This is a genomic window from Mycolicibacterium thermoresistibile (assembly GCF_900187065.1).
Classification (GTDB): Bacteria; Actinomycetota; Actinomycetes; order Mycobacteriales; family Mycobacteriaceae; genus Mycobacterium; species Mycobacterium thermoresistibile.
Genome location: NZ_LT906483.1, coordinates 730,729 through 754,258, shown reverse-complemented (window position 1 = coordinate 754,258; position 23,530 = coordinate 730,729). Strand labels below are relative to the sequence as shown.

At 64.2% G+C, this 23,530-nt stretch carries 12 protein-coding genes, 1 tRNA gene and 1 pseudogene; 5 read left to right on the top strand and 9 right to left on the bottom strand.

The window, feature by feature from the left end:
* Position 1 precedes the first annotated feature (1 nt).
* The 5 genes from CKW28_RS03455 to CKW28_RS03435 all read right to left on the bottom strand — a co-directional run bounded on the left by CKW28_RS03455 (position 2) and on the right by CKW28_RS03435 (position 7,145).
* Entirely contained in the window at positions 2-1,750 is a 1,749-nt protein-coding gene (locus CKW28_RS03455; RefSeq protein WP_003926447.1) for a PEP-utilizing enzyme, read from the bottom strand.
* Positions 1,750-2,949 (bottom strand): hypothetical protein, encoded by a 1,200-nt coding sequence (locus CKW28_RS03450; RefSeq protein WP_003926448.1) that lies wholly within the window; start codon positions 2,947-2,949, stop codon positions 1,750-1,752. The genes CKW28_RS03455 and CKW28_RS03450 overlap by 1 nt, the downstream gene beginning before the upstream one ends.
* On the bottom strand, positions 2,946-3,377 hold the full coding sequence (locus CKW28_RS03445) for a PEP-utilizing enzyme (protein ID WP_234784997.1): 432 nt from the start codon (positions 3,375-3,377) through the stop codon (positions 2,946-2,948). Before CKW28_RS03445 ends, CKW28_RS03450 begins: the two co-directional genes overlap by 4 nt.
* 169 nt (positions 3,378-3,546) lie before the next feature.
* Positions 3,547-3,801, bottom strand: coding sequence for a hypothetical protein (locus tag CKW28_RS03440; RefSeq protein WP_131588054.1), 255 nt, complete (start codon positions 3,799-3,801; stop codon positions 3,547-3,549).
* A gap of 230 nt (positions 3,802-4,031) precedes the next feature.
* Positions 4,032-7,145 carry a DEAD/DEAH box helicase gene (locus CKW28_RS03435; RefSeq protein ID WP_003926451.1) on the bottom strand — a complete coding sequence of 1,038 codons (3,114 nt, stop codon included), beginning with the start codon at positions 7,143-7,145 and terminating at the stop codon, positions 4,032-4,034.
* A 256-nt stretch (positions 7,146-7,401) separates the two neighbouring features.
* Between CKW28_RS03435 and CKW28_RS03430 the strand changes: the two genes are divergently transcribed.
* Together CKW28_RS03430 and CKW28_RS03425 are read left to right on the top strand one after the other, a co-directional pair.
* Positions 7,402-12,642: a RecQ family ATP-dependent DNA helicase gene (locus CKW28_RS03430; protein WP_003926452.1), complete on the top strand. Its 5,241-nt coding sequence runs from the start codon at positions 7,402-7,404 to the stop codon at positions 12,640-12,642.
* Positions 12,639-19,079, top strand: coding sequence for a DEAD/DEAH box helicase (locus CKW28_RS03425; protein WP_003926453.1), 6,441 nt, complete (start codon positions 12,639-12,641; stop codon positions 19,077-19,079). Before CKW28_RS03430 ends, CKW28_RS03425 begins: the two co-directional genes overlap by 4 nt.
* A gap of 566 nt (positions 19,080-19,645) precedes the next feature.
* Here the strand turns inward: CKW28_RS03425 and CKW28_RS03415 are convergent.
* Both CKW28_RS03415 and CKW28_RS03410 read right to left on the bottom strand, forming a co-directional pair.
* Positions 19,646-19,951, bottom strand: a complete 306-nt coding sequence (locus tag CKW28_RS03415; RefSeq protein ID WP_234784998.1) for a hypothetical protein — start codon at positions 19,949-19,951, stop codon at positions 19,646-19,648.
* 20 nt (positions 19,952-19,971) lie between these two features.
* A complete protein-coding gene (locus CKW28_RS03410; protein ID WP_040547208.1) occupies positions 19,972-20,637 on the bottom strand; it encodes a DUF4352 domain-containing protein in 666 nt (221 codons plus the stop codon).
* Positions 20,638-20,992: 355 nt separating this feature from the next.
* On the opposite strand from CKW28_RS03410, the pseudogene arr reads away from it, so the two are divergent.
* Positions 20,993-21,268 (top strand): annotated as a pseudogene (gene arr / locus CKW28_RS03405) (NAD(+)--rifampin ADP-ribosyltransferase); the annotation flags it as partial.
* A 221-nt stretch (positions 21,269-21,489) separates the two neighbouring features.
* Here the strand turns inward: arr and CKW28_RS03400 are convergent.
* A tRNA-Tyr gene (locus CKW28_RS03400) sits at positions 21,490-21,572 on the bottom strand.
* Positions 21,573-21,671: 99 nt separating this feature from the next.
* On the opposite strand from CKW28_RS03400, the gene CKW28_RS03395 reads away from it, so the two are divergent.
* The gene (locus tag CKW28_RS03395; RefSeq protein ID WP_003926458.1) at positions 21,672-22,163 is read left to right on the top strand and encodes a YajQ family cyclic di-GMP-binding protein; all 492 of its coding nucleotides are present in this window, start codon (positions 21,672-21,674) and stop codon (positions 22,161-22,163) included.
* 72 nt (positions 22,164-22,235) lie between these two features.
* Positions 22,236-22,661, top strand: coding sequence for a cupin domain-containing protein (locus CKW28_RS03390; protein WP_040547701.1), 426 nt, complete (start codon positions 22,236-22,238; stop codon positions 22,659-22,661).
* Here CKW28_RS03390 and CKW28_RS03385 read toward each other — a convergent pair.
* Positions 22,658-23,500 carry a helix-turn-helix domain-containing protein gene (locus CKW28_RS03385; RefSeq protein ID WP_003926460.1) on the bottom strand — a complete coding sequence of 281 codons (843 nt, stop codon included), beginning with the start codon at positions 23,498-23,500 and terminating at the stop codon, positions 22,658-22,660. The two genes, CKW28_RS03390 and CKW28_RS03385, sit on opposite strands and share 4 nt — an antisense overlap.
* Positions 23,501-23,530: the final 30 nt, after the last annotated feature.

Below are 23,530 nucleotides of genomic sequence, written 5' to 3'. Positions count from 1 at the left end.
GTCAGCTCAGACCGGTGAACGAACTCGGCCGGTCGTGAGCGACCAGCGCGCCGCCGAAGATCGCAGCCGCCTGATCGTCGTCACCGAGCGGATCCGGGAACAGCGCCATCGTGCGGTCCGAGAACCACCAGTCGATCGAACCGTCGACACCGGCCAACTTGGCGAACGGCCGCAGCCCCCAGGTGTACATCCGGGTGGCGGCGAGGATCCGGCTGTCCCGGTCCATGTCGCTGAACGTCTGATACAGCTTCAGATGCTCGGCGCCCACCCGCTTGGCCAGCTCCGGCCATTCGTCCGGGTTGAGGACCTCGGACGAACCGTCCCGGTAGCGCGCGATGACCGAGGCGCTCTTCACCGCGGAGAAAAAGTTCTCCGGCTCGGTGAAAGTCGTTCCCCAGTCGTTGATCTCGAAGTAGCTGAACGCACCCGGGGTGTACTGAAGCGTCAGGGTGACACCGCTGACCCCGGGATCGCGTTCCTCGGCCCAGGGATAGGAGAACGGCCCCGAGTCCAGGCTGAGGAAATCGCGTACCAGGGTCGCCTCATTCTCACCGGCCGGGTACGGACCGTTGTCGCAGATGCCCACTCTGGAGTCGGTGAAGTACATGAAGCAGTACCCGGAGAGCGCGGCGTTGAGCTGCCGCAGTTCCTTTCCGGTCGAGGTGTCCAGCGGTTGCAGCGTTTCCCGCAACGCGGCCACTTCCGGATCGGGCAGGTACAGGTTGGTGAACCCGGCGTCCTTGTAGTCCAGTGTGCCGTCTCCGCGATGCGAGAGCGCCAGCCGTCGCCAGAAGTCGACCACCGTCCGGACGTCGTCGACGTCCTCGTTGGGCGCCAGCTTCCCCATATGGATGAGGAGTTCGCGTCCGCAGAGGTAGTGGTAGCCCACCATCCAGATCCACAGCGGGCTGGCGAGTCCCGGCTTCGACCGCAGCCGGGCGCCGATCTCCTCGGCCGGCATCGCGGCGTCGATGGCGCGGACCCGTTCCGGATAGCTGTGGAAGTCCTCGATCACCGACATCGACATGTACGGCAGCATCGGGAAGATCTCGGACGTGAAGCCAGACCGCCGGGTCATCTCCGGTTTGAACGACCGGCCCATGTGCAGGATGAGCGCCTCCAGTTGCTCGTCGCTCATCGGCTCCTGCAACAATTGCGCCACGGTGTCGGTGGTGACCGACGCCGGGAACGGTTTGCGCCCGATCTCATCCCCGTCGGCCTTGATGTAGTTCCACCAGTCGGTGGTCGGCGAGCCCGACGTCTCCTGGGTGTACTGCCGCTGTGGGGTGGACCCGTCCGCCGCGCCGGCCTGCGGCACGGTCACGGCGGTGTTCCCGGCGGAGGCGCCGCCGGCTGCGCTGGAGCCGACGGCCGCGTCCGTCGTCGGGATCAGCCACCCGGCGCCGTCCGGTGCGGACTCCAGCCGCACCGCGTCCCCGTCCGCCGGCTGCCAGTCGCCCAGATCGACGGCCAGCAGACAGGGAACCTCATACTCGCGGGACACGATCGCCAGGTGCGACCGGGTGGTGCCGGAGGTGCAGACGATCCCGCCCAGCCGTCCCAGGATCGGCGACAGGAACGTCGTACCCCCGGACTCGACCAGCGCGATGGTGTCCTCGAGGTCGTCACCGAAGACGTCGATGACGTCCTGCGGATCGTTGAAGGACCGGATGCGGCCGTGCGCCACACCGAAGTTGTACGAGCTGATGCCCTCGTAGCGGGTGTTCTGCGACGAGACCTGGGCCGTCATCAGTCGCCGGCCTTCCCTATCGGACGGAAACAGCTGTCCCGGTCCTCGGGCACGAAGACGCCGCCGATCAGTGTGAGCGCGACCTCGGGATCCTTGAACCGCTGATACGACTCGACGATGGACGGGCTGATCGACCAGTCGATCTTGTCGTAGCAGCCCGCGATGCGCGCCCAGGGCTTCAACTTCCAGCTGTACATCTGAGTGGCGTACAGGTTCCGCTCCTCGGCGTCGGTTTCGGCGAGCCGGGCGTACAGCGCGCGATGAGCCTTGCGGACATGGCCGGTCATCTCGTCGACTTCCTGCTGGGACAGCGCGCGCAGCTGGCCGTTCTTGGAGGCGAACACCCGCGCCTCGATGACCTCGCTGAGGTGGTCGCTGGGCGTGAACCAGGCGGTGCCCCAGACGTTGTTGTCCATGCTCACGCTGTTCGGCAACCGGTAGGCGATCACGAAGTGGTGCTCGGGCAGGGTTTCCCGGATGCCGTCGACCCACGGGAAGTCGCCGTCGCCGTCGCAGCACAGCTCCCGCAACGCCAGGAATGTGCCGTCGCCGAGGTCGTAGGGGCCGGTGTCGCACACCGCGGTCCGCGCGTCGCAGTTCTCCAGGAACGCGTACGCGGTCAGCCGGGCGGCGAACTTGCGGATCGTCGCGGTGACCTTGGCGTCGTTGGGTTCGAGCTGCGCCAGAATGGATTTGCGCAGATCGTCGTCGACGACGTGCGAGCTGTTCGGCGGCTCGGCGTCCATGTTGAACAGCACACCGTCGGTGCGCATGGCGATGGTGGCCCGCCGCCAGAACCGCAGCACCTCGAGTTGATCCTCCAGACCGTCCTCGAGCTTGTTCTCGCCGAGGTCGACGTAGAGCTCGCGGCCGGTCATGTAGTGCAGCGGCATCGCGGCGAGGTTGATGAAGCTCCGCTTCGAGCCGATCGGCAGACCGGACCGGACGAGTTCCTCCGGCGAGGCATGCTGGGTGATCAGGCGAATCCGATCGGGAACCTTCAGGTAGTCCTCCATCATCGACATGACGATGTAGGTGTTCATCCCGAACAGTTCGGATTCGAACACGGTGCGCCGGGCCAGTTCGCTCTTGTAGGCGCGGCCGCCGTGCAGAATCAGCTGATTCCACTCCTCCAGAGTGGGTTCGTAGTCGGGGTCGGTGAGCAGCTGCTTGCTGAAGGCCACGGCGGGGGCGTTCATGCGTCCACCTCCGAGGTGCTCAGGATCTCGACGGTCGCCGTGTCGGGGTCACTGAGGCCGAGCCGCACGGTCGCGCCGGTCGGGATCTCGCCGTCCAGCTTCGCCGCCAGCACGCACGGCACTGCGGATTCGCGAGACAGGATGGCCAGATGGGACTCTCGACTTCCCGCGGTGCAGACGACCGCCTTGAGGTCGGGGAGAATCGGCGACAGGAATGTCATTCCGCCCTTGTGGACGAACGCGATGGTCTCTTCCAGATCGTCGTCGTCGATCGTCAACACATCGGTGGTGTCTTCGAACCAACGAGCGATGCCGGTGACGTCCTCGCCGGCAAAGAGATTCACGCCGGTGCCGACGCGCTGTCCGGAGTTTGCCATACGAATTAGATCCTTTCGTCGTCTCTGGCCCCAACTGGGCTTCGGGGTCATCGATAGCCCGAGACGATCAGCAGGCTATGAAGTGCATCACAGAAATATCAGTCCCCTTTGGGGGACAGGTGGCCCAGCACACCCTGACCAACCGGTGGTGAGGCACGCCACCGGGATATCGAGAAGGCGTTGACCTGCGGAAACGCGTTCCGGGCCTACGGCGCGGCGGTCACGCCCGGTTCGGGCCGTGACAGTGCGGTGCCAGCATTGCGGCCTGCCCCGTCGCCGGATGCGGCGTCGACAGCCACTTGCGGGCCAATGTCTCCGACCGGGCGATCAGCTCGGCGGAGTGGGGGAAGTCCGTCGGCGATATCGCGATCGGGCACGGTTGCGGGATGCCGCGCAGCTCGATCGACTCCTCGAACCGGGTGTTGTCGACGGCGAGGCGCTGAGTGATGGCCAGGTTGAACGCGTGCAATGCCATCGCCAGCACTCCCCCGCGGCGGTTCGGGCAGCGCGCAGGAGTAGCCGGTGGGCAGCAGGACGTTTTCCGCGAACGGCGGCTCGGGATTATCACATCGATCCTCAATCCGTGCGAGCGACGCTTCAACCCATCCGACCTCACCATTGCCAGTACGAGGACCGCGGGAACCGGGCACTCACCCCCCGCGTCCCACCCGAGGTACACACGAGTAGCTGCGCCGGCAAGCAGTCCTACGCAACCGCAGCCCGCGCCCCTAAGTACACCTCTGTCGGCATCGGCCGGCGGAGCCGCCAGGTGATCGCCATCGGACGGTCGCCTTCGTGCGACACGTAATCCGCGGGCCCGAGGAAGATGTAAGGCGCCCCATCACCAAACGCGCCTTTCTTGGCCTCCCGCACAAAAAGCAGCACATGGGACCCACGCTCCCGGTGATGGATGTAGCGCTGTCCGGTCGGCGAGCTTGCTGTGGTCGTCGACTGTGACTCCCAATGGAAGAGGTCCGGACTTAGCGCGAAGTCGCGGTACATGGTCGTCGGCGAGTACTCGGTATCCGATTTCTTCAGCGTGATGAGGAACGCGTCTGCGTTGACTTCCGGGCACCATGCCACGCCTTCACGCATCGTCGAGGGCTTCCGTCCCGGCGATACCCAACCCAGCGCCGCTAGGATTTCCTCCCGCGAATAGGTCGCGTGGAGCGCTAATGGAACGTCGCGCAACTCCGGTATGACCTCGCCAAGCTCGCTGGTGCGACGGTGCGCCGCATCGAAGGCAATATCGATAATTTGGCGCATCTCCGCCACCACAATTTCGCGTCGTACTTCATCGAAGCCGTCCGCTGCGGCCTCAAACCCGCCCCCATCCGGGTAGAGCGAGTAAAAGAGCATGTCTGCCAACCGCCGCTCCGCCAGGCTGTCGGATCTCACATCGCTGGCAAGCAACCTTCGATACGCGTCTGCACGCTTCCTGTCATCCACATGCGCCAGCGCTTTAAGCCGCTTCACCAACTCTGCCTCACGAGGTCCGGGTTGCTCAGCGAGCTTGCCAGCATCACGACACAACGTCGTCCAGGAGCGATTGGGGCGCAGGATATCGTCGAGTCCACGACCCGACTCCTCGAGGTAGGACGCCAGCCTATCGTCCGGGTGGCTACGAATCTCTGAGACCAGCACCGACTTCTTCGGTGAGACCTGCTGGCGCACATTCTCCAGCACAATCTTCTGCGCCACCTCATCCAGCACGATCTGGCTTCCGGACGGCAGGAACGGAAAACCTTCCTGCACTTGCTTCTCCAGCCGCTTGCGGCTCAACCCAGTTAGCGCGCGGAAACGCTGATCAAACCGGAACTCACGTCGGTGATGACCCACGAAGTCCAGCGCTGTGAGCACGGTCTTGCCTGGCGCAAGCCGTAACCCACGACCCAGTTGTTGCAGGAAGACCGTGGCGCTCTCGGTGGGCCGCAGAAACAACACGGTGTCCACCATCGGGATATCTAACCCCTCGTTGAACAGATCGACTGTGAAGAGTGCGTTTATCTCCCTGCTTTGCAGCGCCGCGAGCGCCTCTCGACGCTCGCGGCTGTCGTCAAGACCTACGACAGACCGGGCAGGAATTCCTGCCTCGACGAACCTCTTCGCCATGTACCGCGCGTGCTCGACGCTGACGCAGAAGCCGAGAGCACGCATCGCTCCGACGTCGGCGATTTTGTCGCGTACTTCTTTCAGGATGATTCGCGTTCGTGCGTCGTTGCCGGTGTAGACGCGGTCCAACTCGTCAAGGTCATAACGCCCGCGCTTCCACTGCAACGCCTCCAGGTCCGTGCCGTCATAGATGCCGAAATAGTGGAAAGGGCATAACAGGTTTTGTTCCAGCGCATCCCAGAGTCGCAGCTCCGCAGCAACCCGCCCACCGAAGAACTGGCGTACGTCCACTCCGTCGCCCCGTTCCGGGGTGGCCGTCAGCCCGAGCAACTCAATTGGCCGTATGTGGTCGAGCAGCCGCCGATACGACGCGGCCTGCGCATGATGGAACTCGTCGACAACAACGACGTCGAAGTGCTCCGGGTCGATCGTGGAAAGACGCTCTGAGTTCAGGGATTGAATGCTTGCGAAGACGTGTCGCCAACGTGCGGGCTGCTCGCCGTCGACCAGCAACTCGCCAAACGTCGGATCGGTTAGCACCTCCTGATACATCCGGCGAGCCTGCTGCAGGATCTCTTTTCGGTGCGCCACAAACAGCAAGGAGAGATCGCGACCATGCACTTCGCGCACGAGCCGCCGGTAGTCTAACGCGGCGATCACCGTCTTGCCTGTACCAGTAGCAGCGACGAGAAGGTTGCGATGCCGATCGTGCAGCACACGTTCTGCCTCGAGTTGCTCCAGTAGTTCAGCCTGGTAGGGCTTCGCCGTTACCTCCAAGCCAGACAGCGTGACCCTCAGCGGGTCGCGGGGTTTCTTGCCCGAAGCGACGTCCAGCGCATTTCGCAGCTTGTCGCCATCCTCGCAGGGCCTGTAACTCTCGAACTCGCGGTTCTCCCAGTACGAGTCGAAAGTCGCCCGGAATTTCTCCAAGAGATGCGGCGTGGACACCGCAGAAAGCCGAACATTCCATTCCAACCCGTCGACGAGGGCGGCGTGGGACAAGTTCGAGGAGCCTACGTAGGCGGTGTGGAAACCCGTGTTGCGGCGGAGAAGCCAGGCCTTCGCATGAAGCCGAGTTCGATCGGTTTCATAATTGACTCGAACCTCGGCTCCGAACTCATTGACCAAGGCATCCAGCGCCCGCGCGTCGGTGGCGCCCATATATGTAGTCGTAATGACACGAAGAGGGATGCCTCGCTCTTTGAGCTCGGTGAGCTCGCGCTCCAGTAACCGGAGACCGTGCCACTTCACGAAGGCACAGAGCAAGTCAACGTGGTCTGCACTCGCGAGTTCAGCACGAAGCTCGGCTGCAAGCGTGGGCTCATCTCGCGCATTCGTCATCAATGCCGCGTCGGACAAGGGCGTGGTCGGACGTGGGATGTGGGTCGTCCCGAGCGCTACAGGGGTCACCGCATCGAGACGATGAATCTTCCCAGGGTCTAGTTGGTGAACTGCTTCGGCAAGGGCATCCGGATCACCCAGGGCAGCGAGAAGCTTCTCGATTAGTCGAGCGCGGTCCTCCGCCCCGCGGGCACATCGAAGTGAACGCTCAATTACCGGCATCAGGTGCCGCGCGAGCGTCAACGCCTCCTCGGCCTCGTCGACCTCAGTGAGCTGGGGAGTGAGCTGGGCACTCCGCTCCCTGAGTGTCTCCAACTGGCGCTGCAGGCGTTGAGTGATGACGGATTCGTATAGCCCTGCATCCACGATCCGGAGACTAGCCGATCAGGCTGACATGCCTCGGCATCAGCTATCTTGGATCACAGACTCCGTCCTAGGCGCCATCGACAGCATCTAGACTCCAAGCGATGTTTGCTGGACAATTAAGCTCGTCTCATCAGACCAATAGTATTAACCTCTGCGACAGATATCTGAGTCGCCATGAGGTGGGGGTTCCGGTGCTGGTCGCTAGCTGTTCCGCACAGCCTCGCGGGGCGCTGATGGCTGCGCTCACGGACTCCCGATGAGCTCCACGAATCGTCCTCTGCCACCCGCGGCCGAGGCTTCTTACCGGATTCTCGCTGAGCATGGCCCGCTCGCCGCCTCCGAGCTTCGTGAGCGCATACGGCCACAGGGCTTCGCTCTACCGGTCGAACGGCTCCAGCAACTGTCCGACAGGTTCCCCCACCGATTCCACACGACGCCTGACGGCCTCCTGACTATCGCTACCGCGACGTCTGAGAACGAGCCTGATCAGCCCGAAACCCGGTCTGATGACGAAAACTGGTATAGACCACAGCCGGACCGCCCCGAACCTGGCCGAATCGCTGTCCTCGACATCGAGACGACCGGCTTGAACCGGACACACGACTTCATCACAGAGGTCGCGCTCGTGCGGCTGGACGGCACGCCCCTCCTGGACCTGACGGTGCAGCTCCCGGATGGCGTCCCTCGACCCGCCATGGCGCGCAGCGAACCGATACCCGTTGGCGATGCCATCGCCGCCCTATCGAGGCAGCTTGAAAACGTCGACCTAGTCGTCGGCCACAACCTGCTGGGCTTCGACCTGCCATTTCTCGAGACAGCCGCCCGGCGCGCCGGCATCCCTGCTCTCGATCTCCGGTCCGCGGCTGACAGCATTCATCTATCGTTGCTGGTCGACGTCGCATTGCCGAATCGCCAGCTCGCCGACCTGCTCCTCCACTACCAGCTCAGCAACGATGAGCCGCACCGCGCGCTCGCGGACGCGACCGCGACTGCCGCGGCGATCCGAAAGATGCTCGCGGCCGTCGACATGGCCGAGACGAGCTGGCAGTTGGCGATCGCCGCGTTGGAGACCTTCAACCATCCCCTGGTCAAGCTCTTCCCACCGCTCACAGAGCCGCCAGACCTGTCGGCCCTTAGCCGCCCCACCGACCCCTTGCTGACGGCGACCGGGTCACCTGCTCCCGACGCGCGCTCGGCAGCCCGCAACGACTTTCCTGTGCTTCATCAGAAGCGCGGGCTGCATCCTCGACCGCAACAACAAGAGATGGCGCACGCCGTCGGCGCCGTGTTCGATCACGGCGGACGCCTCGCCGTCGAAGCACCGACCGGCACCGGTAAGTCCCTCGCCTACCTCCTTCCTGCCCTGGGGCGGGCATCCCAGGCCGGCAGGCCGGTGATAGTCGCGACCGCGACCAAGGCTCTGCAGAATCAGCTCCGCGCCGACGCAACCCGCCTTCACGACGACGGACTGCTTCGGGCCCCCTTCCGCCAGCTTCAAGGCGTCGGCAACTACGTATGCGCCCGCGAACTAGAGGGTGTGCTGTCCGATGCTGACGCATCCGGCCTGGCCATCGCGGTCGCCATCCGCGCCCTCGCTTCCTCCCCTTCAGGCACCTGGGACGACGTCACGGACTTCACCCTGCGGAACTCAGATGCCCGCTACGCCCAGACCCGCGGCCGGCTCCGCACGAGCTCAGGCGGATGCGACCGCAGGAACTGCGCATGGGCGTCCCTCTGTCCCCTCATGCAACAGCTGAGGGGGCTCGACAAGACGCCGGGCGTCGTATCAGTCAACCACGCACTGATCGCGAGCTGGATCAAACTTGAACAACAAGGCATCCCAGCCCCCGGAGACGTCCTTGCGCAGGGCCGCGCCGACCTGGTCTTCGACGAGGCTCACGCACTCGAGGACTCACTGACCGCCGCATGGACCGAGCAGATCGACGCTCTCGAACTCGAGATCCTCGTCAACAGCCTCGCCAGACGCTCGCGCCTCATCCGCGACATCCGCAAACGCGCATCCGGTAATCCGGAAACAGAGGAGGCCATCCAGGCAATCACGACAGCATCGGGTCAAGTGCGCTCCACAGGACAGGAACTCACCGACGCGATCGTCACCTATCTGCACGAATACGCGGGCCAGTCCGACGGCGTGGTACTTCAGTCCGGCGTCGTCGACAATCGCCCAGAGTTCAGAACACTCCGCCAAGCCGCTTCCGCCGTCCGCTACTCGCTGATCCAACTGGCTAAAGCTGTTAAGGCACTCCGTAATTCGCTCTACGAGGTCGACGGCCTCAAGTCTGCCCTACAGCGGCTCCGCGGGTACGCCGAGCGGCTAAACAACGCCATTGACCTCTTAGAGACCGTAGGCACGCTCCCTGACACCCATCGCTGGGTGTACCGCCTCGCTGCCGAAGAGGATGATCCGGCTGCGTGGGTCTACGAACGTCTGCCCATTCACGTGTTTCCAGAGTTCAAGCAGCACGTCGTGGATCACACACACTCGACGGTGCTCTGCTCGGCAACGCTGACTGTCGAGCACAGATTCGACTATCTAGCTTCACGGCTGGGCATCCGGATCGAAGAAGACCCCGCGGACGACGACGCGTTCCGTGCCCTGCGCCTGCACTCGCCGTTCGACTACCAGAACCAGTCCCTGGTGGTGCTCACGAACCACTTACCGGTCCCGGTTCCGGTGAATGAGCGCGAGTTCTGTGAGGAGATGGCAGCAGACCAGGCCGGCTTTCTGTCCCTATCCGGGGGCAAGACCCTCACGCTGTTCGCCTCCCGGAGGCGAATGGAGGCCGTGGCCGAAGGCGTACGCACTAAGAAAGACGAACTCGCGGCTCGTGGCGTCGAGCTCCTCGTTCAAGGTGAGTTGGGCCGATCCCAAATCGCGCACCGATTCAAGACCGAACCGGGAACCGTCCTGTATGGCTTGAAGTCGTATTGGGAGGGTTTTGACGCTCCAGGTGAAACGCTCTCGTACTTGTTCCTCGAGAAGCCGCCGTACCCCCACCCCGACGATCCACTCGTGTCGGCTCGTAGTCGCGCTATTGCCGAATGGGGCGGCGATCCGTTCCGTGACTACGTCTTGCCGATGACAGCCATGCTCTTCACACAGGGGTTCGGCCGGCTCATCCGGTCCGAAAACGACAGGGGCGCAGCTCTTGTCTGTGACCGCCGGCTGCACTCACCCACCCAGGCGCAGCACGTCATCCTCAATTCACTGCCGGGCCCGGCGATATACGAAGCCATCGACCGAGATGACGCGTGGACCCGTGCCATTGAGTTCGTCACCGGGGAACCACCCGACCTGTCGAATGCGATCTCCTTCGGCCGCGATGATGTGTCCCAGCTTCTCGAAGAGCTCCGACTCGTCGAAGGTGAGGACCCAACCGCAAAACTCACAGAAGCCGCCGAAAAACTTTTCGGTATCACCAAACTGCACCCGAAACAGCTCGACGTCATGCGCGCCATCATCGACGGTAAGGACGTCGTCGCAGTCCTTCCCACCGGCTTCGGCAAGTCGATCTGCTTTCAACTGCCGGCGTTGCTCGCGCCGCAGGACCGCGCGACCGTCGTAGTCTCGCCGCTCATCGCGCTGATCAAAGATCAGGTCAACGACCTTCGGGGCCGCCGAGGAATCCGACCTGTGCACGGCATTACCGGCACAACATCGCGTGTAGTGCAAACCGAAATTCTGCGTGATACCGCGAACGGCCAAGTTCGGTTGCTCTATGTATCCCCCGAACGACTTGCCCGCGACCCCGTCTTGCGTGGCGCACTGGGCCGCCAGCAGCTTAATCGGGTCGTCGTCGACGAAGCGCACTGTATCTCGGTGTGGGGGCACGACTTTCGTCCAGAGTTCCGCCAAGTGCCCGCATCGGTAGCCAGTTTCGACACCAGGCCGCCGCGGGCCGGCCTCACGGCGACGGCAACCCCCGAGGTCGAGCACGACATCACCCACGCGATGGAAATGGTGGACCCGACGTCAATCCGCGAGCCCAGTGACCGTCCGAACCTTCGCCTGCGCGTGATCAAGAGAGCTGACGAACGCGACCGCGCCAGAGAACTTCTGCGCTTTGTGACGTGGGCGGCGGACCAGCCCGGCATCGTCTATGTGTCCAAACGCGCCCTCGCCGAAGAAATCGCCGCACTGCTGCGTCGTGCGGGCCACGCCGCTCGGGCGTACCACGCCGGTATGGTGCCTGAGCAGCGCGACGCTGTTCAGGAAGACTTCGACTCAGACACCACTCGAATTATCGTTGCCACCAAAGCCTTCGGTATGGGCATCAACAAGCCGAACATCGGATGGGTTGTGCACTACGACCTGCCGGACTCCCTCGACGGCTACGCCCAAGAGTCCGGCCGTGCGGCACGCTCCCGGGACCTCACAGGTGAGTGCCTCCTGCTGTACACCGACGCTGACATCGCCCGTCGCCGCCGACTGATCGACGCCCACAGCACCAAGGCCGACGCAGACATCACGCAACAGCTCCTGACAACATTATGGAGCTGTCCGGAGCGCAGTGACTATCGAGTGTTCGACATCGACGAGATCGCCGATGAGCTCGGTATCGATGACGACGAGCTCAACGTGCATCTGGCGCAACTGGAGCGTGTCCGCGCCATCAAACAGGGACTTGATTGTTCGGCACGCGGGACCGTCGATGTTGGATTCCGTGAACCGGAAGACGAGAACGAACGCCGCCTGTACCGCGAACTCTTCTACAAGGACCACCGGGCGCGCCCCAACGTGCGAATTCAGCTGGACTTTCAGCAGCTGAAGGACGAGCGCGGGTATGACCCCGATGAACTCGAGCAACAGCTGATCAATTGGTCGCTGGATCGACTCATAACCTTCTCCAGCTCCCGGCGCCTGCGTCGCGTCCAGTTGCTGACACGGGTGGCCCCACGTGACGCGCTGGAGGGTGAGTCCGCCCGCTGGAAGTGGTGGCAGAAGCGGCGGCTGCAGGCAATGATCGATTACGCCACCGATGACACGCGGTGCCGGCGCACGGTCATCGGGGATCACTTTGGTGACGCAGTCGAAGACTGCAAGAGCCGTGACGTCGAGCTGTGCGACGTCTGCAGTGGAGAACCGGCGCCGTGGTCGGCAATACCGGATCATAAGGTGGCTGATCCCGAGCTACTCGTCAACGCTGAACTCACGGCCCTTCAGGCGATCGCATGGGCGTCCGCATTCCGTCGTGGAGCGTATGGCGAAGCAAGTCTGAAGGCTGCAGTGTTGGGCAGAGAATCGCTGGGCGATAACCGCCCGTTGGGCGCAGGTGTGCTCAACTGCCCGCAGTTCGGCGCCCTCCGCCACGTTCGCAACGGGGAGAAGCGCTGGGATCAAGCTGTCGACAAACTGATCGGGCAAGGGCTGGTAGAGCGGCGCACTGTGGTCCGAGAGAGCACCCAGATGCCGTACCAGTCCCTTGCTCTCACCCCGCTCGGTGAACAGACTCTTGGCATTCCGGAGCCGCAATGATTGAAAAGCGACTTACAGAACAACTCCTGGAAACCGGTGAGCTCACGCTCACCGAGAAGGAGTGTCAAAGCCTCGAACTCCCCCAGCACAGCACGACGGTTGAGCTGGAGCTCGAAGGGGAGGCCTTCACTGCGCAATGGACCGGTCGTGGTCGCGTCCTCAGCGGCGACTTCCTTGCGGAACGGCTGCAAGATTACGGACAGGTCAACGGACTTCTACGGTTGCGACGCGTTGACGATATCTACAGACTGCAGCTGCTGCCGCCGGGAACACAGTTCACGATTACAGTTCCCCCTCCCCCTCCACCACGTGTCACGTCTTCAAGAAAGGCCAAGACTCAGCGGCGCCGCGCCACGGTTGACCGCCAGTTCCACGCCGATTCCGATTACGACTGGGGGCAGCGTTCGACCCCGACGATCGGCTTTCTCACCGAGGCACGCGAGCTTCTCTCCGAACAGCTCAAGGCCGCTGGTTTCGATACTCGAGAGCTTGTCGAACTGCGGAGGCAGGGCGAGAAACTAGCCACGCTCGACGACTTCGAAGAGCTCCTATCCGTCGACGTTTCCAACGTCGACAAGATGCCGCATCAAGAGGCGGTGGCCCGACATGCATTGTCGCGCTTACGAGGACGAGCCATTCTCGCAGATGAGGTCGGCCTGGGTAAGACCATCGAAGCTGGCCTCGCTGTCAAGGAGCTAACACTCCGCGGTCTCGCCAAACGGGTTCTCATCCTTTGTCCTGCCCCATTGCGTGAGCAGTGGCGTGAGGAGATGGGGCACAAGTTCGACCTCAACTTCGAGGTCGCCACTCGCGGGCCCGAGATCCAGAAGCAGGACAAGCTGATCATGAGCTTGCAGCTCGCCCGCAGCAACATAGACAAACTCACGAGAAAGCCATGGGACATCGTCATTCTCGACGAAGCACACCGTGCGGCCGGATCCCACTCCGTTAAGACCCGTATCCTCATCACATCCTTGACTACTGCGTGCCGGTATGCGTTCTTTCTCACCGCCACGCCAGTTCAGAACGATCTACTTGAGCTCTACCGGCTTGTCGAGCTTCTCCGCCCCGGGACGTTCACCTCCGCCAGCGATTTCAGACGACAGTTCATGTCGCCATACGACACCCGCACCCCCGCTGATCCCGCCGGACTTCGCCGTCTCATCAGCAGCGTGATGGTCCGGACAACGCGAGCGCAGGCCGGTGTCGATCGCGTTGTGCGTCGTGCCGTCAACGAGGCCATCACACTCGGCAGTCGGGAGCAGGAACTCTACGCGCTGGCAACCGAACTTCTTCGCAAGGTGATGCGCGACCCGAGTGATGCGATGCGGCGGCGAAGTCTTGCCCTTCGGTTGACAGCGAGCCCGTTCTCCATGGGCACGACCGCACTACGGATGGCCGACCGTCATCCCGATTCGCGCGTTCGCAAGGTCCTCCGCGAGATCGGCCACCTCGCGATGGATATCAAGACGTCGGCCCGCGAGGACCGCGCACTGGAGATCACCCGTAACTGGCTGCGCGAACACGGGCGAGTGCTGATCTTCACCCAGCACACCGACACCGTCACGGGACTGCTGCGGCGCCTGGAGGCCGAGGGGCTTACAGCGCGGTCCTTCCACGGATCGATGTCAGCGACTGAGCGCGCCAAGACGATCGCCGCGTTCCGCTCCGGCGAAGCCCCGATCATGATCTCGACCGATGCGGGCGCCGAAGGACAAGATCTGCAGTTCTGTAACTGCGTCCTGAACTACGACCTTCCCTGGAATCCCATGCGGGTCGAGCAGCGGATTGGCCGCGTGGACCGATTGACCCAGCCTAAGGATGAAGTCTTCGTCGCGAACCTGTATGCCCAGAACACGATCGACGAGAAGGTCTTCTGGCTGCTCGCCGAAAAGCTCCGTATGTTCGAGCTGTTGTTCGGCCAGGTCACAACCATTCTCGGCGAACTGGATGAATCAAAGTCCGCGAGCTTCGAATCGCGCGTCATGGAGGCGCTGTTCGCCGAGAACGACACCAAGATGAACGCTCTGCTGGACCAACTCGGCATGGAACTGGTTCAGGCGCGGGAGAAGGCGTCCGAGCTGATCGCCGCTGACCGGGACGTCAGCAAGTGGATGGCCGGGGCGTTCGAGCACCGCAAGGGGCTCACCAAGGCCGGCAGCACCGAGTTGGCACCCGAAGTGGCGCGACGTGCGCGTATGCGGCAGCGACGGGTCCAGACCTGGGTGCGAAATGTCCTGAAGGCCCTGAACGCGGACATCATTCACGACACCGGCGATGGTGAGGGGGCGTTCATCACCGCGGTGTTCAGTGAGGAATTCGAACAGGAACTGGGCGGTCGCACCACCATGCACCTGGCCTTCGATCGGTTCGGTCTGGAGCACCACCCGGAGGCGGAGTTGTGCGCCGTCGGGTCACCGGTTTTCGACGAACTTCTAGGACTGTTGCGCGTCCGCGGTGATATACACGCGACCGTCCCGGTGATCCCCGAGGATATCGGCCCCACTCCTTACCGCTATTCGGACTCCATTCGACTGGTTCGCCGTCGTCTCGTCCCCTCCGGCTCCTGGAGCGGTCAAGCTACGTTCCGCGCAACGGTCGGTGAGGCAGAGACCACCGAGCACCTCATTACCGCGGACATCAACAGTCACCGCGAGCATCTCCTGCCTCGACGCCCTCTGGAGGACGGCGAATCACTGCCTCCAGCCTTCGGCACCGCACCTCAGGTGATCGCCCGCTTCGAACGCGCGGCTATCCCGCAGCTTGAGTCGCTTCGACGCGAACGCCTCGATGAGGTCGAGCGGCAACAAGCGCTGGAACTGGAACGAGTCACCAGCGGCTACCGCGCGCAGATTGCCGAGAGCAGCGGTGACGAGCGCGCTCGACTTCAACGTGCACTACGCACCGAGGAGAAGCGCCTCACCAGACGACCCGATATCCGTGCCCGCGCAAAGGTCCTGGCGGTGACGCTCGATGAGGACGACTGGCTCGTTGAGGAAACCTGGGCTGGGCCAAGCGGCGACGAAACCACACTGACCTACGAATGGGGCGTGGAGCGGCCGATCATCGAAAGCGCCGTCACCGGCGGTCCCATTGGAGTTCTTGCCCTGTGCTCTGACATGCACTGGGTGGACGAATCCGAGGTCACCCGGTGCGGGTCGTGTGAGCGTTCGTTGTGCGATGCCTGCGGCGAGGACGCGGTCTTCGCAGCGTGCGCGGTATGTGCCCAGTGGTGCTGCGGGCGGTGCCGCCGCGAGACCGGTGGCCTCTGCCGGACCTGTGCCTCCCCGCAGCGCGTACCCGAACTCGACGACGAGTTCTTCGTCGCGTGGAGGCTGGGTGGAGGCAATATCGTCCGGGTCGGCGAGCGAGTGGCCGAGCTCGTCCGGCCGGATGGTTCCCCTCCCGCGGTTTTGGTTAGTGCGCAGGACTACGACGACCCACGAATGGCCCGCCTGCGTGCCTACGCACACCAGAACGGTCTGCCGCTGGATTGTGGGCTGGTGAAGCGCGACCTGACGGTTCGTGACGAGACGCCAGTCAGCACACGCCTTCGACTGCATACCAGCCGAACAGTAGCGGTGGAGTTGTCCATTGACTCATCACTGGACGCCGCACTCGACCTCGATGTGGTCGAGGCTGTTCCGGCCGCCCCTGAAGTCCCCGTCTCCCGCGAAGAGGACTTCGGACTCAGCGTGGCCCTGACACAGATGCGACGCGAGGCGCCGCCACCGCGGCGGCCGGCTGTCGTTGTCACGCATCGCGCGCAGTTTGTGGACCTCTACCTCGAGACAGATCGGCTGGTCCGCGAAGAACTCGTGGTGACCAACGACAAAGCGTTGACCTTGACCGGCACCAGTTCGACCGACCTTCAGTGGGTCGAACCATCGGTTGACCACCCTCTCGTCGCCGAGGGACGGCTCGATGACCTTCATGTCTCCGTGGAGCGTCGCAACGAGGCATTAGTCGTGGATGCACGACTGGGTTCTGCTTCGGTGGGTCGTTGGGTCGCCTGCCCGGACGGCACGTCGATTGCAGAACAAGTGAGCTGCTACGAGCACCTGCAGACGCTGGGAACACCGGGTGGGCGACTCGGCAAGCAGACCTATTCGATCGAGGAAATCGTTACAAGCTTTCCCGCCCCGTCGGAGTGCACAGCCGCTGACCGGACGATCCGCGTTGTTGCAGGCACGGTCCCCACAACCAAGGACACTGACGTGGTACCGGCTGACACGGAATCGCTGGCGGCGCTCGGTATTTCGCCCGCCAACAGAGCTCCCTCAGCTGAACCGGTTCCCCGAGACTTGGCGAAAGACTTGCTCGACCGCGCGGCTCGCTCCTACACCGCAGCCATCCGCAATGGCCTGGAGGTGACGGAAACCTGGCGCGGACACGGTACCGCGACTCATGTGTACCGCACCTTCGACGGCCAGCCGCTCAGCCCGAACCTCGATGACATCGGCGCTCGGCATAGCGATTTCGGGGTATGCCGCGACGGCCACTTCTATGCGGCTGGAACAGCCGCCCTGTGCGAAGCGTGCCACACATGGGCGTGCCGCGCGTGCGACATGCTCGAACATCGAGCATCCGTGGAGTGCCCGGGCTGTGCACATGCGGTGTGCCGACGGTGCGTTGCCTCCGTCCACTCCGTGCCGAAGACCCGGTGCCTGCTCTGTGGGGATCGCGCGTGCCCTGACTGCGGCCGCGATCCCGACGTCGCCGCTTGCGTGATGTGCGACCGGGCCATGTGTGGCTCATGCAGGATCGGCGACACGTGTCCGGCGTGTAGCCGTCTTGCGCCCGCCACTGACGACGAACGACGTTCCCTGCCAGACGCGCTCGCTGTCGAGGGTGCGTCGCTGCTCATCGCTTCCGATGAAGATGCCACGGTGGTGCTCATCGACCGGGGCAGCGCTCGCGAGCAGGCGATCATTCGCGACGGGTCAGTGAACCGGTGGGTCGCGTTCGACAGAACGCAGATCGACAGTGCTTATCGATTGCGGCTGGCCGCCAGCCGAGCTCTGAAGTTCCCAGTGGTGCCGAGGGTCGAACTGCTCAAGCCCGAGGTACCACACCCGGGGCCTCGAATTCTCTTGCGTTCGGATCGCAGGTTCTATCCTGCGTGGTCAGCTGCGACGCTCGCTGGACGGGACCCCGAGGGACGACCTACTCCTGACGATGACCTGGCAGCCGCTGTCGCAGATCAGTTCCCACCATTGTCGTCCTGCCCTGAACCCGTGATCAAAGCGCCCGCCAGGCTGCGACCGCTGCTGGCATCGCTCAATCCACCTCCAACAACACCGATGGTGATCCGGTGGGAGCGTGTGGGCTCCGATGTCGCGGTCGTTCCGTCCGGTATCAGTGTGGCGACGATCGACGGGCCCAATCAGCACGAGGCGATCACTGAATGGCGCGAGCCTGATCGTCCGACGGAGTGGATCTCGCAGAGCTGGAATCCAGTCCCCGCAGTCCGGATGACCGCCGCGGACGGGGAGGTCGAAGCCGCGCTCGTCAGCATGGGGGCACTGGTCGCACTCGGTGTGCATATCTCGGGCAGGACGGATTGGTATGTAGTCGCGGCGTCAGCTCACGCACCGGCCGCGACTCTGTTGTCGCGGTCCATGGGCCTCGCTGACGCGGATGAGGTAGGCACTTTTACCGATCCCAGTCGGATTCGCCTGTCTACCATCGCAAACGCGTCGAGCGTCAGCCACGATGTGACCCCGCGCGGAGAGCTCAAGCCCGCTTCGGCACGAGCCGATCACGAAACGGCAGCAGCTCTGGCCGCGTGGTGTCCTGACGCCACGGTGATGACACCTCCGCTACTTGTGATGCCCGACGAGTTACGCATCGCACTAAGAAAAGTCATCACTCCAGCACAGCGGTATACCCTCGATATCGGCGCTTCGGTCGTGGAGACCGTGAGCACCCAGGACGGACAGGAGTGGAAATACGAGGTCGCGCTGGCGCCAGGGTCGACCGATGCACGGCGGTTGGACCACATCACCCGTCAGACATTGGATTGGGGCGGTATCGACCGAGAAGGGCACTTCGGAACGGCACACGTCATGTGCGGCTACTGCAACCAGATATGCTGCAGCGCTTGTACCGACGGCATGGTGGCATGCGACTGCTGCGGAGCGCCGATCTGCAAGCGTTGTGTCCGGGAGCCATCCGCCGGAACGTACTTGTGTCATGCGTGCGCATCGATGCGGCCGCCCACTCGGCAGGAAGCACGCAACCACGGGCGCCTGCTGTTCACCCGCGGCATGCTAATAGGGATCGACCCGCTACACACGGTCGTGGTTGAGCGGGCGAAGCCTCGCTGGGAGCTGCACGTAGGCAATGGGGAGAAGCAGGCGATCGCAAATCCCTCGGTTCTGCGCCATCTGGATCAGCGACTGGCAGGGGCTGACGATCAAGAACAAGGCGGGTAGGCCTCGTCGCAATCGAGGAGCCGGCTAAGCACGCGGAGGTTCTGCAACGAGGCTATCCCGCTCGAGCAGCGTTCGTCGGGATCCCGGCGGCAGCTGCCGAATCTCGTCTAGAGTGCGAAGTGCCTCGTGCCGCTCCTTAGTCATGCGCCGCAGCTCTTCCTGTAAACCAGGCGCCTGCTGCTCCAACTCACCTGACAGACGTGCCGGGGTGATTCACGGTGGTCTGGTCCTGTTCGGCGGTTGAACATCCCTCCGCCAGAAAAACTCGCCGCTGCTGTCATCCAAACGAAAGTCGTTGCTGTCACCCATCCTCTGGACTTGTCTGATGAGTCGGGCGAGGGTAACGCGATCAGGTGTCGCGCAGGCAGGCCCAGCGAGCGACGCTCACCCTGGTGCGGTCGATACTCGACAACAGCGTGCTCACCGTCCTGAACGCGGCAGGCGTCTGGCCCCGCCTCACTGACAAGGCAGGCGGATCGCCGAGGACCACGAAGCGGACTACCTCATGGCTGTGAAATCTGACGTTCAACAGCCGTGAGTCCTCGCTCGGCACGAGCCAGATCAGGCTACGGGCAGTCTTCGGTGTCGCGGACGACGCCGAAGTCGATGCGCGTTGACGCCGTGAACGTCGCGCCGGGCGGCGGGGTCGAGCTGCACACCGTCCAGTTGCGGTCGATGATCTGCAGCCGCCCCTTTCCTGTCAGATCGGTTGAGCTGCTGAACCACACCGCGCCGTCGGTCAGCGACTGGATGGCGTCCTGCGCGCCCTGCAGATCCGTACCGATCAGGTTCGGCATGGTCCACGTCTCGTCGGCCGCCGCGGCGGGCGCCAGCGCGATGGCGCCCGCCACCAGCAGACCGAGGCTGGCCACGCCCGTGACGCTCGGCCGGTTCATTGAAGCCTGACCTTCGCACCACCCGAGAACATCGAGTCATGGACCTCGAGCTCGGCGGGCTGGGTGCCCGGCGGGACGTCGAACGCGACACGCACCTGAATCGCGTTGCCGGGATTGATGTCTGCCATGATCCCGTCGTTCATCCACATGTCGGCTTTGGAGTCAGCGCCGTACTCGCGGCCGGCCGTGTCGATCAGGGTCTGGTTCGACCCGAAGTACGACTGCGGCCGATCTCCGATGTTCCTCACCGACAGAGTGAGAATGATGAACTCTCCCTGCGGTTTCGCGATCATGAACGGGTTGCTGGGATCGCCGGCCTGCGCGGCGCGCTGCATATCGAGTACCCGGAACTCGAACTTGCCGTCGCGTACCGCGGATCCCGCCGGTGCGACCGTCGGCGTCGCGGAGGCCGGGGCCGTCCTGGATGACGTCGATGGGCGCGATGACGTCGAATTACTGCTCTCATCGCCACTGCCGCACTTGCCAACTCCGAACAGGATCAGCAGAACGACGGCGACCATCACCCACGCTGCGCCCTTGCCTGAGCCCTTCTTGACGGCGGTCGGCGCCTGCGGCGCAGCCCAACCCTGACCGTCCCAGTACATCTGCCGGCCCGAACCCGACGGATCCGGGTACCACCCCGGAGGCATGTGCGTAGCCATTCCTGACTCCCCCCGCTAGCTGTTTTCTTGAGCGGAGGGAACGTTAGCGGCGCCCACCGACAAGTCCGCGCTGAGAACGCATCTGAGCACGTCGGAGGCTGTTTCTCAGCTTGCCTCAGCGTAGAGTTACATTGCTGTGAGACTTGGGGGATTCGGGTCGAGCGAGACGCGGTAGCCGGAAAGTCCGGGTGATGGCGGGCCACTTCGTCTGTCCCACTTCGTCTGTCCCACTCTCACTTTACGTCAGGGACCGGGGCTTGCCGCAAGGCCCGGGTGGTGCTGCACAATCGTGCGTCCACCGCACCCGACCAGGAGGAATCCGCTTTGCCGAACCCGCCGAAGCCGTTCGAGATCTACACTCGACGGCGCGGTGTCGGCCGCCGAGCTCGCGAGGGGCGACGGCCCCGGCCGCGTCTACATCGTCGAACCGACCGGCACGCTGGAGGACGACCCCAACGTCACCGACAAGAAGTTCCCGGGAAACCCGACCCACTCCTACCGCACCCGCGAGCCGGTCCGCGTCGTCGGCGAGGTCACCGACTGGGTCGGCCACACCCCCGAACAGCTGCAGGCCATGATTGACGGCCTCGAGGAACTGCGGCGTAGCGGCAAGGCCGTCATCTACGACTGATCAGCACTTGATCTGGTGCTGCGGGTCGCTGGTGTGGTCGAGCCACTTTCCGTGGGCGTCGCCACCGGCGGCCCGCACCCCGCGCAAACCTCCGCGGGGGTTTAGACCGCTGCGGGCACCTCCACGACGAGCACGTGTCCCGTGCCGCAGACGCCCTAACGGCGGAGACTCTGAGCTTCCCGAATTAGCTAAGAGAGGCTAAGCGCCGCCTCTGACCTCTGTGGCAGGTGCAGGATTCGAACCTGCGTAGGCTTACGCCGGCGGATTTACAGTCCGCTCCCATTGGCCGCTCGGGCAACCTGCCGGGGTGTCGCACCAACCCTTACCAGTTTGGCGCGACTAGCAGGGTACAACGAGTATGGGTCGAGTACGAAAACGGGATCGATGAGGAGGGAGCTGGTCCATGGCGGATTCAAGCTTCGACGTGGTCAGCAAGGTCGACCGGCAGGAAGTCGACAACGCGTTGAACCAGGCGGCCAAGGAGCTGGCCACCAGGTTCGACTTCCGCGGCACCGACACCAGCATCGCGTGGAAGGGCGATGACGCCGTCGAGATCACCAGCTCGACCGAGGAGCGGCTCAAGGCCGCCGTCGATGTCTTCAAGGAGAAGCTGGTGCGCCGGGACATCTCGATCAAGGCGTTCGAGGCCGGCGAACCGCAGCCCAGCGGCAAGGCCTTCAAGGTGACCGGCACCATCAAACAGGGCATCAGCGCCGAGAACGCCAAGAAGATCACCAAGCTGATCCGCGAGGAGGGACCGAAGGGCGTCAAGGCGCAGATCCAGGGCGACGAGATCCGGGTCAGCTCCAAGAAGCGCGACGATCTGCAGGCCGTCATCGCGATGCTGAAGAAGGCCGATCTCGACGTACCGCTGCAGTTCGTCAACTATCGCTGACGGCTGACGGGCCGGTTCCGGCGTTCCCATTTGTTCAAGACCGCCCGGGAGCCCGGTTGTGACGATGGCCGCATGATCGCCATCGAAACCCCCAACGGACGCCAGAACCTGCTCGTCACCCCGCTGCACCTCGGCCCCGGCCCGCGGGTGCGGACCGTTCGCGGCTTCGCCTGGAACCCCGAGGCCCTGTCCGCCTACGTCTCGGCCACCGCGGACGACGGCGCCGACGGCCGCCTGATGGTCGTCGTCGAGGACGAGGGCCGCGGCGACCACTGGGAACGCCACGTCGCCGATGAGGTGATCGTCTGCCTGACCGGACAGGTCTCGGTGCTGCGCGGCCCCGACCCGAGCGAGGACACCGCCGACGAGGTGGTCCTCGGCCCCGGCGACGCGGTCGTGAACCCCGCGGGCGTCTGGCACGCCGTCGACATGCACGGTCGGGCCCGGGTGCTGACGATCACCCCCGGCCCCGGCAGCGAACACCGGCCCAGGACCTAGCCGTGGGGACGGCCGTCGACCAGCACGTCGCCGTCGAACCAGGAGGACGGCGTCCGCCCGGTGAAGCTGCGCCAGTCGCGCACCAGGTGGGCCTGGTCGGCGTATCCGGCGGCGGCGGACACCTCCGCCCACGCCGGGGCGCCGGCGGCGGCCACCAGCCCGACGGCCTGCTCGAGACGCAGGATCCGCGCCAGCGTCTTGGGTGTCAGGCCGAACTCCTCCCGGAACCGGGCGGTCAGGTGGCGACGGCTGCACCCCAGGTCGTGCGCCAGGTCGCCGACCCGCACCTGCCCGCGCGAGTCGACGAGCCGCTGCCAGGCCGCGGCGACCTCGGGGCGGACGTCGAACATCCCGGCGCACATCGTCCGGGCGACGGCGCGCGCGAGCACGTCGTCGAGCACCCGGAACCGGTGCGGCCACGTCGCCGCCGCACCGAGCCGGTCCTCGAGTTCGGGCCACAGGTCGGCCAGCACATCGGACAGCGGCACCACCGAGTTGGCGAGCGCGCCCGCGGGCATCCCGAACACCATCCGCGCGCCCAGCGGGGTGAACGACAGCTTCACGCCGCGCTGAGCGCCCCGGTGCCTGATCGAGATCGACTGGGCCAGAAGACCACTCGCCATCGACGGGTAGCGGCCGCTGGTGCCGCTCAGCCCGCTCGGCACGTCGATCTCCAGTGGTTCGCCGAAGGTCAGAACGGCGGTCAGCGTGTGCGACGGCATGCCGACGTGCACCCCGGGCTCGAAACCCCGCAGGTCGAATCCCGTGTAGCCCGTGACGAACGGCCGCAGCGGCGCCGCCGGATGTCCGCCGATCTCGATCCGCGCCGGATCCCTCACCCGCCCCAGCGTACGCAGAAAGAGACAACA